Here is a 14,001-nt window from a genome sequence, read left to right as displayed (position 1 = left end):
ATGCAAATACATAAAATAATACTTTATAACTCAATTGGAGAAACACGAGAGTTAGAATTTAATATAGGAAAAGTAAATATTATAACTGGAGAATCTAAATCTGGTAAATCTGCATTAATTGAAATTGTAAACTATTGTCTAGGATCGAAAACATGCGAGATTCCTGAGGGTATCATTAGAGAAACTGTTTATTACTTCGCATTAACTGCGGTTTTTGAGGATAATGAAACTATTTTTATTGCACGCGAAAATCCAAATGTTAAACAATTGCAATCTACAAGTACGGTGTATTTAAGACGAAATACCTCTGATTATATTCCAGGCTTTTCAGAAATAGATACTAATATTGACATTGATGCTTTGAAAGATTTTTTATCAAAAAAAATTGGAATTTCAGAAAATGTTCATACACCGGATGGGTTAACAAGAGATTCTCTTAAAGCAAATTTTAAACATGCAAGGTTTTATTCATACCAACCACAATATTTAATTGCGAACCCAAATCAATTATTTTACAATCAAAATAAAGAATTTATTCCTCAAACTATAAAGGACACTTTACCCTATTTTTTGGGAGCTGTAAATGAAAACTCTCTAGCTATAGAAAATCAAATATCTTCATTGAGAAGAGATCTCAATAGATTGACGAGACAAAAAAAGGAAAATGAAAAAATTAAAGAAAAAGGAATAAGTAAAGCTTACTCTTTAATTCAAGAAGCAAAAGAGATAGGGTTGCTTAGTGAAGATACGAGTAAATATGATGAGAATAATGCTTTTGAAATCCTTGTTGAGATTTCAAAATGGGAAAATACACCTTTAGAAGCTAAAGGGGAAAATTCAGCTATAAAAGCTCTAATAGATGATCGCAACGAAAAAAAAATAGAGCTTGGAAAGTTTCTTGATAATAAAAAAGTAGTTACTGATTATCTAAAAAATAGTTTTGGGTATTCAAAAGAAGCGAAAGAACAAGAGATAAGACTTGAATCTATTTTTTTATATGAAAATGGAACTATTTCAGATAATATTTGCCCCTTATGTAATAGTTCGCTAGATCATTCAATTCCAAGTGTGGATAATATTAATAAATCACTTGAAAGTATTCAGCAAGATTTAATGTTAACGAGGCAAGAAAGCCCAAGAGTACAAGCATATATTGAAACAGTAAATAAACAAATACACGAAGTCGAATCAGATCTATCTAAAATTGAAGCATCCATTGCCGCTTTATACATAGAAAATGAAAAAGCTAGAACATTACGTGATCTGAATATCAGAAGAGGTAAAATCATAGGTAGAATAAGTTTATTCTTGGAAAGCCTTTCTGATACTGAAGAAAACATAGGACTTGATCAACAAATTAAAATTCTGAATCTTAAAATAAGTGATTTAGAAAAATTATTGGATACTGAAAATGAAAAAGAAAAGCTCCTGTCAATTTTAAATAAGATTAATTTACAGATGAGCAAATGGGTTGAAAATCTTGATGTAGAAGATGAAGATAACCCAATTAGATTTGACTTAAATAGATTAACAATTTATATTGATTCACCAACCAAGCCAATAGCTTTACCTCAAATCGGAAGTGGTGCTAATTGGGTAGCTTATCACTTATTGATTATACTAGCACTACATAAACATTTCGTTCAAAAAAATAGACCGGTTCCTAGATTTATATTTATTGATCAGCCAACTCAGGTATATTATCCACCCGACAAATCAGAAGGTGTATTAGTCTTGAAAGATAATGATGATGCTGATGAAATAGCTGTAAGTAAAATGTTTAATTTCATTTTCAAAGTAGCTAAAGAATTGTCTCCAGCATTGCAAATAATTATAACTGATCATGCTTACTTACAAAATGATAACTTTAAAGAGTCAGTAATTGAAGTTTGGAGAGATGGAAGAAAATTAGTTCCTATAGATTGGGAAAGAAATATCTATTAATAAAGGCACAAAATTTGTAGTTTTGCGCAAAAGACATCAACGAAATTTAATAAGTGTAGACTTATTTGCTTTGTATAGGGAAATTTGGCGATTTAAAAATACAACACTAAAGCAAGAGTCGGACACCACACGATTGTGTGGGCGTTCTGCTTTTGTGTTTGTGGGTTACGCCAAATACCTCCTATACGAAGTGTGAATTGCTCACACTTTTTTTATTTCCTAAAACTTAAAGTATGAACATTTTTAAACTGAGAGAGGAGGTAATAAATTTGGCAAACATCGGAGAAATCCTGTATACTTTGCCCAAATCTGACAAAGATTATAAGAATAACATTTTTATTAGTAATAATAAGATTGAAAGCGTACGATATAGCAACTTCATTGCTAAAACTATCCTAAACTTACATCACGGAATATTTTCACAAAATACTTTTGAGCTTCTCAATACTTATGCAATTCAAGATGTGGAATTACAAAATACAACTTGCAGAAGCGCAATAATTGAAAATATGTTTTTTACCATTTATGGAGGTAAACCAGATTTTAATAGAATAATAAATCAGCCTATATATTCTCAAAATCTAAATAAGATGTTTTCTCCATTTTATTTTATAGAAGCATTTGATTTGATGTTTGATCCAGACGAATACAGAAGAAAAGTTATTAACAGAATATTTTAATTTATGAAAAAAATCATTTTTACATTAGCGTTGGTAGTACCAACTCTTTATTTTGCACAAGACTCTCAAAAAGACAAGAAGTGTGATCTACCCTCAACTTACCAAGAACCCGCACCGGATAAGAAAATACAGTCTTTTCTAAAAAAAGTAGATGCTACAACAGAAGATCTTAGAAAACATATTGCAATCGATAATGATTGTGATGAGAAAGACATTGTTTTTCTTCGTATTTCAGAGCAAAAAGGAAATGGAATTTATGATGTGTGTGTCAAAGGCAAGTCAATGAAATATAAAAGGATGGGATCAGTCTTTATGAAGAATAGTGAAAATCCCTTTGATACAGGAAAATGAAATCAATCAGTTGGGTGCATTACCTCGTTAGAATTCAAGAAATATAGTATTTGGGATAATATTTTAATTTTATTAGTGTCAATTACATTTCTTATTTTATACACTGTTTGTGCATTTTATATTATGTATGGTTTGAAATTATTGAGCAAAAGTTTAAAAAGAATTTTAAACTAAGCTAAAAACCTGTCATTAGACAGGTTTACTATTTTATAAAGTAAAAAACCGTAAAAATACGGATAGATTTCTTCATAGAAAATCCGATATTGTAACAAATAGTAACTTCATGAAAAATATTTATATAGATACAAATGTATATCTAACATTTTATCATTTTTCAAATGAGGATTTGAAGGAATTAAAGAAACTTATAGCATTAATAAACACAGATAACATCTGTCTGTATGTACCAGAACAGACAAAGAATGAATTTGATAGAAATAGAGAAGTTAAGATTGCAGATTCGCTTGACAAGCTTGTTTCCACTAAGTTTAATAATCAATTCCCAATGATTTGTCATAACTATGATGAATATACAGAAATGAAAAAAGCAATAAAAAAATATGAGTCAAATAAAAACTCCTTGCTGAAAAAACTCAAACATGATGCAGAAACTAAAACTCTTCAAGCAGATGAAATACTAAATAAACTTTTTGAGAAAGCTAAAACAATTGAAACAACAGATGAAATAATTAGCAAAGGAATTTTGAGATATAATATTGGCAATCCTCCAGGAAAAGATAAATCATATGGTGATGCTATTAACTGGGAAAGTCTTTTAGATGATGTACCCGATGAACAAGATTTATATTTCATATCTGACGATAAAGATTTCTATTCAAAATTAAATGATAAAAAGTTTAATGATTATTTACTTAGTGAATGGCAAGAAAATAAAAACTCCAAATTATTCTATTATCGAAAAATAACTGACTTTTTTAAAGAGCATTTCCCACATATTGAAATCACCAGTGAGACGGAAACAGAAAAAGAGATAATTATTAAGAATTTATATGAAGCATATTCATTTGATAATGCTAAGTATGTAATTAGAAAACTTAGAAATTATGATAATTTCTCAATTAAACAATTAAATGATATTACAACTGCATTTACTAGCAATAATCAAATATATTGGATAAAAGATGATTCTATTGTTTATTCTGCACGAAAACAAATTATTGAAGAAAATAGAGATAAAATAGATGAAAATCTTTATAAGCGATATAATACTGCTTATTATTAACGTTAATGATAAATCTTAATTTTAAAAACTAATAATTTTAATTATGAAAAAATTATTTGATGGAAATCATCTTTCCAGTTATTTATTAGATGTAAAGGAAAAAATTACATCACAACTTAATTCCTATCCGGAGGGAGAAATATTAAATCTTGAAAAAGAAAAAATTATTGAAAGTAATTTAAAAGTATTTAGAATTAAAAACATCGGAATTAATTTTGAAAGTAGGACTTCAAAAATAGAAATGATACCTTTAACCAAAGACCAGTTTCCTTTGCAAGCAAGATTTTCTTTAGAAGCTGGCAAGAAATATGATTGTGCTAAAATTACCTATACTTATGATATTACAGGGGATGGTATTTTTTTCTATTTACGTCCGAGTAAATTTTATTACCAGATAAATTTTGATACGGGTATAGTGCAAAATAAGTTGAAAATTAATATTCAAACCACTTATGGATCTGAAAATCTTAGTGACCAAATAAAAAATGAAGTCAAAGGTTTTATGCGACGGTTTGAAGATGAGGTTGTAAAAAATATAGAAACAATTAATCAAGAAATCAACGAATTTAATGAAGAGCTTCCAAAATTCATAAATGATTTAATTGACCAGCGAAAATCAAAAATTATTTCAAAAAAGGATGCTGAAAATGATTTGAATAATTTTTAGTTTAGAATTTCATAAAATAAAACTTAATCTGACAGTTTAATATAGCTTAATTATAACTTATCAGATTAAGTTTTTTAATTTTAATTATTTCTCTAGCTTAAAGTAGTAGCTTTCAAAAGTGTAAAAATTGTAATACACAGCCATTAAAAACTTAAAAATGTACATTAAAATTGTAGACTTACATTATTATATTTCGTTAGCTCTATTTCTTTATTAATTTCTTTAGAAGTAATAAAATTATCTTTTAGCCAGTTTTGAATATCCTTACTATCTTTTAATTCTAAATCATGATTTTTTTCTTCTAACCATTTACTATCGTGAGTGAAAAAAGTATTTGTAATTAACATTCCTGCATTAAAATAATCCACCAAATTCATCGCACCTACAAAATCTCGTACTTCACCAGCTGTCACTTTTTTAGTAATATTAACTTTATATTTGATTTGGATTGCAATAATAATATTTACAATATCTTTTTTATATGCTATAACATCTATTCCTCCATCAGCTTTATTTGTACTTCCTGATTTTTCTATACCAAAACCTTTATTTTTTAATAACGTAATAATTAAGTTTTCAAATGTATCGGGAGTTATTTTATCTAAATTTTTGAAATCCTTTCTAATCCATTCTATAATTTCATAAGTGGGATCGGTCAATATTACATTAATATTTTTATCATCATTCTTTTCTCCAAACAAAAATTTCAAAGCCTCCTCCTCAATTAAAGCATTAGGACTGAGGTCGACTTTAAAATTATTTTGTTCTAAAAGTAGAACAACTTTCGGCATAGACATCCTTAGCTCTTTAACTACTTTATGAAGCTTCATTTTTTTAGGTATAGATTGATTATCAAACTTGGTTCTATATTTAAAATTTGATTGATTAGATTGTTGCTTTTTCCTATCTAAATCATCTAAATGTTTTTGTTTTGTTTTATCTTGTTGAGTAGATTTTTTTCTCATTAAATTATTTTTAATAAAGATAAGAATAGAAACTTTAAATTAAAATACAGAAAGCAGAAAATCAATTCCCTACTTTCTGTAATTATCAACTCCGGCTTCTTATACAATGTCCGTAAACTAACTATCTAATAATTCAGTAAACTTACTATCCATAAGCGATAAGAGTATTTTTTTATTTTCTAATAATTTATTTTTTTCAAAGTATGGATAGGCTTTTTTTGATTCTAATTTGAAACTACCTTTACTTAGTTCAGCCCAATACTTGTGTGAGCAATATTTATATAGCTTATTTTTCTTATAATGTGAAAAATCTCTAATCTCGATATTATCAATGCACATTAGTTTAAATTTCACAATACTACACAATTTATCATAGAGAAAAATTAAGTTATCTCGATCATCTAAATCGTTTAAAAAACAAATTCCATTTTTATTGAAATCTCTTTTATCTAAAAATTTAATCTCAACTCTTAAAATTGCGTCTCCATTGCATTGTTGTCTACCCTTATGATAAATCTTAAGTCTATAATTACCTTTTTGAAATTCTTTATAGACCTGCTCTTCCGTTGGTGGAGGGAATTTTGAAACTTCACAAAAATCATAAAGAATACATTGATCCAATATAAATTCATCTAAATCAAACGGCACTCTTAGATTTAATCCAAACTCTAAACCTTGTGAAAGCTCTAGTTTATCAACCGGGAACTTAATCCTATCCTCCAGAAAATCAACTGCATTAACAAGAGAAGAATGCTTAAAATCATTATAATTCCCATCAATTCCATAAACTATTTTATTATAAAAATGATGTAAAGAGTTATGAAGATAAGCTCCTTGATTAGTGATTTTAAGTTCCATATTTTCAAATTCTTTTTTGTAGGTCTCATACGAAACAAGTGCATTTTCAGTTTTATCAAATCTGGTATAACTTATTTTTTCAAGGTTGTAGTTATCTTTCATAATTCCAAAAATTTCATTTTTATCAGGAAAATATGCTTTAATATAATCTATCATTTTTCAGAAGTATTTAGATTAAACATATTTTCTGCTATCAAATCCGCTATTAACCTCTGTATCTATCATTGAAAGAGATTTATATCGTTGTCCAGATACAATTTCATTCATCAAATCTTTTCTCAATACAAGAAATTTATTTGCAAATTCAGGTTTGTATGCTGGAATCAATCCAGAATTAATTTTGTCTCTAACGACTCTTTCATTCATTCCAAGAAGTTCAGCAACCTCTTTAGTTGTTAAAACTTCTTTTGTCTGCACAATACGACTAAAAATATCTAGTTTTGCTATATAAACAGATAATAGTCTGGTTACTATTTTTTGTACCAACTTTTCGATTATAAAACCGAAATTTTCGTTATGGCTGGATTTCGCCGTCATGATAGTTTTTTTCATACCATCGGCGTATCAAGAATTTAGCAATTGTGCCAAAAACAAAAAAACTCCCACTTTGCAGTAGGAGTTTTAAATAATTAATAATCAATATTTTATAACTCAAAATAAAATATCAATTCATTTATAATATCTGATTTTATTAATAAAATGAAATTTTTTTATAAAAAATACAAAGTAGGAGTTTCTTATTTTATGCTTACTATTTCATAAAGAATCGCAAAGCAATTTTCTAAGTTTAAAACATCTAATTGATTGGTTGAATATTTTAAATCTTTTAGCTTATCAGAATTTACTTCAGCATTATTTTGATAGGTGAAAAAATCGGATAAAATTTTCCAATGTGTATTATTTGTTGAAGTAATAATATTTTTATCAATTAAAACCTTATAAAAACTTTTTAGTAATGAAGGTGTTTTAAGCCAAATAATTCTATCTCTTTCTCTTCTTCGATTATTGAACAAATCATCAATTTGTTCATAAGTTGTCACATTTGCAATAAAGCCTTTTTCTATCAAGCTGTTTTTAATTGAATTTATTACAACTTCTCTCGCTTCATTAGTTAATCCCTTTTTAAAATTAGGTCTATTTTCTATCTGAAAAGATTGAATTTCTTTTTTAGAGGGATAAACAAGTTTTTTTAAAGCACTAAAATTATCTTTAGATAAATAATCAACGAAATTAGAATAGAAATCACGAAAAACATCTAAATAGATCTCTTTAACGGCAATTCCATATTTAGAAAAAACATTTTTTTCCTTGCGAATTGCGTCATCTAAATTATTATAGTCATTCAACAAAAGTTCAGTAAGTTTGTTAATATAGTTAAACTTATTCTTTGACAGGATATATTCATGCCGAAGTAAAGTTTGTGATTTTGTCTTTTCTTTTAATAAAGCATTATATAAAGGTTCAAAAAATGAAACCATTTTAAGCTCTCCGTCTTCATCTTCAATTTTCATCTTACCTTCAACTTTATACTCAAATTTATATTCTTTAACATTTATAAAATAATGATATGCTATAAGATAAAAATAATCACCTCTAATGAAAATATTTTTAAACATATCAAAGTTTTCTATTTTCGTCTCATCAATATTTAAACCTTTTGGACGTAAACTTTCTTTATTCCAAAAGAAATAACGAAACTTTGAAAATGGGTATACATCGAATTCGTCGTCGTCTTTATTCCCCTCTTCAAAATATTGAAATAGTGGAGAGAAATCAAAATCATTATCTATAACAGGTAAAAATTCTATCATATTCCCAATATTATATTATTAATTGTACTTACTTTTCTTTTATCAACTATTTTAGCATAAATTTCGGTTGTAGTTACATTTTTATGACCAAGCATTTTTGAAATAAGATATATATCTGCTCCGGCTTCTAGCTGTGCAACAGCGTAAGATGTTCGGAAATTATGAAAAGTGACTTTCTTATCAATTTCTGCCTTCAATAGCCATTTCCTCAAATTATCATTGAGTGAATGATATGCAATTCTATCAAAAACAAAATCTGATTTTTTTGTTCTCTCTCCCATTAAATTTACAGCTTCTTCTGAAATAGGATGGTATTGAAATGCTGAGGTTTTTTGCATTCTGAAATATATGTAACTTATCTTGTCTCTTACAACAACATCTTCCCATGTTAAATTATTTATATCACTATAACGAAGACCTGTTAAGAATGCAAACATGCAGTATCTTCTTAATGTTTCATCAGAAAATTCTGTTGTGAATAGAGTTCTACACTCATCAATTGTAAGAAAATTCTTCATGACTTCCTCTTCTTCAATCCAGCCTATACGTCCTTTAAAACTTTGTGATAGATAATTATCTTCATAAGCCATTTCTAAGACTTGTATAAATCGAATAAAATAACTTGCCGCAGAGTTTCTTCTTAGTTTATGTTTGGTACTTTTTAGTTGATATGTGTCAAGTAATCTATTTTTGAAATCTTCGATTAAAGTTTTATTAATATCACTGAAAAGGACATTATTATAATATTTGACAAAATATCCGTAGCAAGCTTTCCAAGCGCCAACTGAACTAGTTGCGTTTTCTGCTTTCTCTTTAAAGTATTCTGTAAATATTTTCTTTTTATTTTCAGCTAATTCTAAAGTTTTCAGCTCCGCTTCTGTATAAATATCAGGCTTCGTAATTTCCCTGAATCTTTTGGCTCTAAGTAATTCAATAGCTTCAAGTATTTCTTTATTGTGGTGCTTTTGCGCCGGTGTAAGGGTTAATTTTCTAGGATTACCCGTTTTATCTTTAATAATTTCAACTTTAGATTGTTTCTTGCCTTTTGAATCGTTGTAATAAATAATCTCACTTTGAAAATCATTATATAAAAAGTAACTTGTTTTTTCATAACGGGTATATTTTCCAGTCTTTCTATTGAAAACGGGAGGATAGAAATTTAATGAAAGATTACTTTTATTACCTTTTACAAGTTTTTTCAGTACAGTTACTTTTTTACTCATTATTAAAGATTGTATTTACTAAGTTTTTGGGAACATACACATTTTTACCTTTTGGAATTTTTGGAACATTATGTTTTTTGCATAAATGATAAAATGAACCTGAACTCACTTTAAATGCGTCTAAGACCTCATTAATCGTGTAATAATTATCATCGCAGAAATATGGTAAATTATATTGTTTTTCTTCGTTATTTTCAGCTTTTTGCTTAAAGAGTATATCTAAGTCAACCTTTCTAATTCTAATGGCTTTAAAGCCTTCTAATTTACTTAATCTGCCATCTTTTAACATTCGATAAATTGATGTTCTACTAATATTAAGTAAAAGCATAACCTCTTTGATAGATAAGTAATCTTTCTTTTGAATTTCTTCAATATCATAACCTTTAATTTGTACTTCAAAATCCTTATCACTCGCTTGAATCTTTTCATCACGCTTTCTCTTTTTGTAGAATTTCTTAGCACAGTCATCGGAACAGCATTTTGTTGTAGTCTTTTTAGCTACAAACCTATTTCCGCAGAATTGACAAATTTTATTGACTTCCATAACGTCTAAATTCTCCCCAAAAATGTTTCATATTGTTTCATCATGTTTCCCATTGTTTCAAAATGTAACATTTTTTAACGATGAAATTACAAATTTTATTCCAAATCAAATTCATAGAAACGAAATAGAAACAAATGGAATGTGTATATTCTGCAATATTAAATTTTGAAACAAAACATAAGACAAATAAAAATCCCCTTAAATATTACATTTAAAGGGATTTTTGTATTATTGTAATTGTAATCTATATACAATCTAAAACACTGTCTATTTTCCGATACAAAACTTAGAAAAAATATTCCCCAACACCTCATCATTAGTAACCTCACCGGAAATTTCACCAAGATGTTCTAAAGCATTTCGCAATTCATAAGCCAATAATTCTGTTGAAATCTGGAAATTGATGGCCTCTTTTACCTTATTGACTGCATCTAAAGATTTCTGCAGAGCTTCAAAATGTCTTTGATTGGTAATCACCACATTGCTTTCGGAAGCTTTTAGTTGCTCTACGTAAGATGACAATTCATTCTTTAAATCCTGGATATTTTGATTTTCGACCGCTGAAATTTTTATAAAATCAAACTCGTGGACAATCGCATTTCTGAAAATGTCTTCTGCTTTCTCATATTGAGTCGGAACCACCTCATCGATTTTTGTAGCACAGATAATTAACTTGAGATCATCTCTTAGCAAAGATTGAATCATTTCAATATCTTCAGAAAAATCTTCAGTGGCAGCATCTGCTAAATACACTAAAATATCGGCATTTTCTACTTTTTCCTTAGCTTTTTTTACCCCGATAGCTTCGATTTCATCTATGGTTTCACGCAATCCGGCAGTATCGATCAAACGGAAAGCATGACCTTTAATATGAAGAATTTCTTCTATGGTATCTCTTGTTGTCCCGGCAATGTTGCTTACAATCGCTCTTTCCTCTTTCAATAAAGCGTTTAGAAGTGTAGATTTTCCGGCATTGGGTTTTCCGATGATGGCAACAGCGGTTCCGTTTTTAATGGCATTTCCATATTGGAAACTTTCAATCAATGAATTAAGTTTCAGTTCGATTTTATTCAACAGCTGAACTAAAGCAGATCTGTCAGCAAATTCAACGTCTTCTTCTGCAAAATCAAGTTCAAGTTCAATTAAAGAAACAAAATTCAGTAAATCTGTTCTCAAAAAAGAAATTTCGTTGGTAATTCCCCCTTTCAGCTGATTAATGGCCACTTTTCGCGAAGCTTCGTTTTCAGAGGCAATCACATCAGCAATGGCTTCAGCCTGCGAAAGGTCTATTCTTCCGTTAATAAAAGCACGAAGCGTAAATTCTCCTGCTTTTGCCATTCTGGCTCCATTTTTAATCAGTGTTTCAAGAATACGTTTCCCAATATGCGGCGAACCATGGAAGGTAATTTCTACAGAATTTTCTGTAGTGAAAGTTCTTGGTGCCAAAAAAATAGAAAGCATTACCTCATCAATAGCCTCTTCCCCATCCATAAAATACCCGTAATGAATAGTATGGGATTTCTGTTTTTCAAGTTTTTTTGAAGGAAAACATTTCTGAACTACAGTTAATGCCTCATTTCCCGAAACTCTGATGATTCCTAAAGCTCCTATTCCGTTGGCCGTTGCAAGCGCACAAATGGTATCGTTATTCATACCGCAAATTTACGGTTTTTAATGGCAAATGAATAATACCGATTATCTATTGTCATCATTTTATTAAAGCTAAATGACGTCTGTTAAAAGTAAGATTCAGATTACTGCCCGAAAAATGAGCAACAGAAAAAATAGATTTAATTATTGGGTAAAATATATACAATGTACTTTTAAACTTCAAAATTTCGTAACTTTCCCTCTTTAAAAATTATTAAAAAATGACTTCAAAGGAAAAAGTGGCTGCACTTCGTGAAGAGATGCAGAAAAATAATGTTGATGCATTTATAGTATACTCTGCCGATCCCCACATGAGCGAATATTTGCCTAAAGAATGGCAGGAAAGAGCATGGCTGTCGGGATTTTTAGGCTCAGCAGGTTTTGTGGTAATTACAAAAGATAAAGCCGGGTTGTGGACGGACGGAAGATATTTCACACAGGCACCAATCGAATTGGCTGGTTCGGGTATCGATCTTTTCAAGGACGGAATGGAAGGAACTCCTAACTATATAGACTGGATTATTTCTGAGATTCCTGCTGGCGGAAAAGTTGCGGTAAATGCCATAGCAACTGCTCATGCGAATTGGGAACTTCTTACTCAAAAATTAAATTCAAAAAATATAACTTTAGTTGATGCCCCTCTTCTGAAAGAAATCTGGAAAGACAGAGGCACTCCTTCAAAAAATCCGATTTTTGTTCATCCTGTGGAAAGAGCAGGAAAATCTGTTGTTGATAAAATTGCAGCGATCCGCCAGAAGATGGAAGATATGGAGGCTACCGTTCATATCATTTCCAGCCTGGATGATGTTGCCTGGACATTGAATTTAAGAGGAAGCGATGTGGAAAGCAATCCTGTTTTCCTGGGTTATATCATTATCACTAAAAACGACGCAATCCTGTTTACTGATCTTGACAAATTAGAAGTTGAGGCTAGAAAACTAATGGACAAATCTTTCGTGAAAATGATGCCTTATGAAGAATTCTACAATCATTTAAAAACGTTTAAAAACGAAAAAGTTTTAGTCTCTCCTACCAGCAACCAGTCTATTTTTGAAGCTTTAAAATCTGAGAATGGATTTATTAAAGCTCCGGTTCCGGGAAATCTGATGAAGGCTCAGAAAAATGAAACAGAGCTTGAAGGTTTCAGAAAAGTGATGGTAAGAGATGGTGTTGCGATGGTGAAATTCCTGTATTGGCTGACTCACAATGCCGGAAAAGAAACAATGAACGAATACTCTATCGGGGAAAAACTAAGAGGTTTTCGTGCAGCAGGTGAAAATTTTGTCGGAGAAAGTTTCGGCAGTATTGTAGGGTATAAAGATAATGGTGCAATCATGCATTATTCGGCTAAAAGCGAAGGTAGCAAAGAAGTTACCAACGATGCAAGTATTCTGGTAGATTCTGGAGGACAGTACCTTGAAGGCACAACCGATATTACAAGAACATTAGCTTTAGGAGCTGTTACGGAGGAGTTTAAAAGAAATTCTACATTGGTTTTACAAGGATTGATCCGTTTATCGATGGTAAAATTCCCGAAAGGGACAAAAGGCGTTCAGCTTGATGCCATTGCAAGACTTCCTCTATGGATGGAAGGCAAAGATTACAACCACGGTACAGGACATGGTGTCGGCAGCTTTATGAATGTGCATGAAGGGCCTCAAAACATCAGAAAAGACATGAATCCGCAGGAGCTTTTGGTAGGAATGGTTTGTTCCAACGAGCCCGGATATTATCTCGAAGGTGAATACGGAATCCGTCATGAAAATCTAATTGCCGTTAAAGAATCCGAAACTACTATCCACGGTACTTTCTACGAATTTGAAACCTTAACGTTCTGCCCGTTCTTTAAAGATACCATTGTTAAAGAAATTTTATCTGAAGAGGAAATCAGCTGGCTGAACCACTATCATAAAACTTGTGAGGAAAAAATTGCTCCATTTTTAGAAGGCGAAGTAAAAGACTGGTTCCTGGAATTGGTAAGTCCTCTTTAACAGAGAAAGATAATTTAAATTTTTATTAAATATAAAAAGCCTTGTCATTTGCATTACAAGGCTTTTTTTATATG

13 protein-coding genes are annotated in these 14,001 nt (G+C 29.8%); 6 read left to right on the top strand and 7 right to left on the bottom strand.

What is annotated here, in order from left to right; genetic code table 11:
* The 5 genes from BUA89_RS01485 to BUA89_RS01465 all read left to right on the top strand — a co-directional run bounded on the left by BUA89_RS01485 (nucleotide 1) and on the right by BUA89_RS01465 (nucleotide 4,885).
* Nucleotides 1-1,944, top strand: a complete 1,944-nt coding sequence (locus tag BUA89_RS01485; RefSeq protein WP_072952855.1) for a DUF3732 domain-containing protein — start codon at nucleotides 1-3, stop codon at nucleotides 1,942-1,944.
* A 233-nt stretch (nucleotides 1,945-2,177) separates the two neighbouring features.
* Entirely contained in the window at nucleotides 2,178-2,624 is a 447-nt protein-coding gene (locus BUA89_RS01480) for a hypothetical protein (RefSeq protein WP_072952854.1), read from the top strand.
* Between the two features lie 3 nt (nucleotides 2,625-2,627).
* A complete protein-coding gene (locus BUA89_RS01475; protein WP_072952853.1) occupies nucleotides 2,628-2,975 on the top strand; it encodes a hypothetical protein in 348 nt (115 codons plus the stop codon).
* A 283-nt stretch (nucleotides 2,976-3,258) separates the two neighbouring features.
* Complete coding sequence (locus BUA89_RS01470) at nucleotides 3,259-4,218, top strand: PIN domain-containing protein (protein ID WP_072952852.1); 960 nt, start codon at nucleotides 3,259-3,261, stop codon at nucleotides 4,216-4,218.
* 43 nt (nucleotides 4,219-4,261) lie between these two features.
* Nucleotides 4,262-4,885, top strand: a complete 624-nt coding sequence (locus BUA89_RS01465) for a hypothetical protein (RefSeq protein ID WP_072952851.1) — start codon at nucleotides 4,262-4,264, stop codon at nucleotides 4,883-4,885.
* A 164-nt stretch (nucleotides 4,886-5,049) separates the two neighbouring features.
* On the opposite strand, the gene BUA89_RS01460 is transcribed toward BUA89_RS01465, so the two are convergent.
* From BUA89_RS01460 to mnmE, 7 genes are all read right to left on the bottom strand, one after another.
* Nucleotides 5,050-5,850, bottom strand: coding sequence for a restriction endonuclease (locus BUA89_RS01460; RefSeq protein ID WP_072952850.1), 801 nt, complete (start codon nucleotides 5,848-5,850; stop codon nucleotides 5,050-5,052).
* A gap of 117 nt (nucleotides 5,851-5,967) precedes the next feature.
* The gene (locus BUA89_RS01455; RefSeq protein ID WP_072952849.1) at nucleotides 5,968-6,864 is read right to left on the bottom strand and encodes a hypothetical protein; all 897 of its coding nucleotides are present in this window, start codon (nucleotides 6,862-6,864) and stop codon (nucleotides 5,968-5,970) included.
* 18 nt (nucleotides 6,865-6,882) lie between these two features.
* Nucleotides 6,883-7,260: a helix-turn-helix domain-containing protein gene (locus BUA89_RS01450; RefSeq protein WP_072952848.1), complete on the bottom strand. Its 378-nt coding sequence runs from the start codon at nucleotides 7,258-7,260 to the stop codon at nucleotides 6,883-6,885.
* A 185-nt stretch (nucleotides 7,261-7,445) separates the two neighbouring features.
* Nucleotides 7,446-8,519, bottom strand: coding sequence for a hypothetical protein (locus tag BUA89_RS01445; protein ID WP_072952847.1), 1,074 nt, complete (start codon nucleotides 8,517-8,519; stop codon nucleotides 7,446-7,448).
* Entirely contained in the window at nucleotides 8,516-9,742 is a 1,227-nt protein-coding gene (locus BUA89_RS01440) for a site-specific integrase (protein WP_072952846.1), read from the bottom strand. Before BUA89_RS01440 ends, BUA89_RS01445 begins: the two co-directional genes overlap by 4 nt.
* On the bottom strand, nucleotides 9,735-10,286 hold the full coding sequence (locus BUA89_RS01435) for a helix-turn-helix domain-containing protein (protein ID WP_072952845.1): 552 nt from the start codon (nucleotides 10,284-10,286) through the stop codon (nucleotides 9,735-9,737). The genes BUA89_RS01440 and BUA89_RS01435 overlap by 8 nt, the downstream gene beginning before the upstream one ends.
* 267 nt (nucleotides 10,287-10,553) lie before the next feature.
* A complete protein-coding gene (gene mnmE, locus BUA89_RS01430; RefSeq protein WP_072952844.1) occupies nucleotides 10,554-11,939 on the bottom strand; it encodes a tRNA uridine-5-carboxymethylaminomethyl(34) synthesis GTPase MnmE in 1,386 nt (461 codons plus the stop codon).
* 218 nt (nucleotides 11,940-12,157) lie between these two features.
* Between mnmE and BUA89_RS01425 the strand changes: the two genes are divergently transcribed.
* Complete coding sequence (locus tag BUA89_RS01425; RefSeq protein WP_072952843.1) at nucleotides 12,158-13,927, top strand: aminopeptidase P family protein; 1,770 nt, start codon at nucleotides 12,158-12,160, stop codon at nucleotides 13,925-13,927.
* The last annotated feature ends 74 nt before the right edge of the window (nucleotides 13,928-14,001 follow it).

It is taken from the genome of Chryseobacterium arachidis (genome assembly GCF_900129245.1).
GTDB lineage: Bacteria > Bacteroidota > Bacteroidia > Flavobacteriales > Weeksellaceae > Chryseobacterium > Chryseobacterium arachidis.
This window is presented reverse-complemented; position numbering and strand designations above follow the sequence as displayed.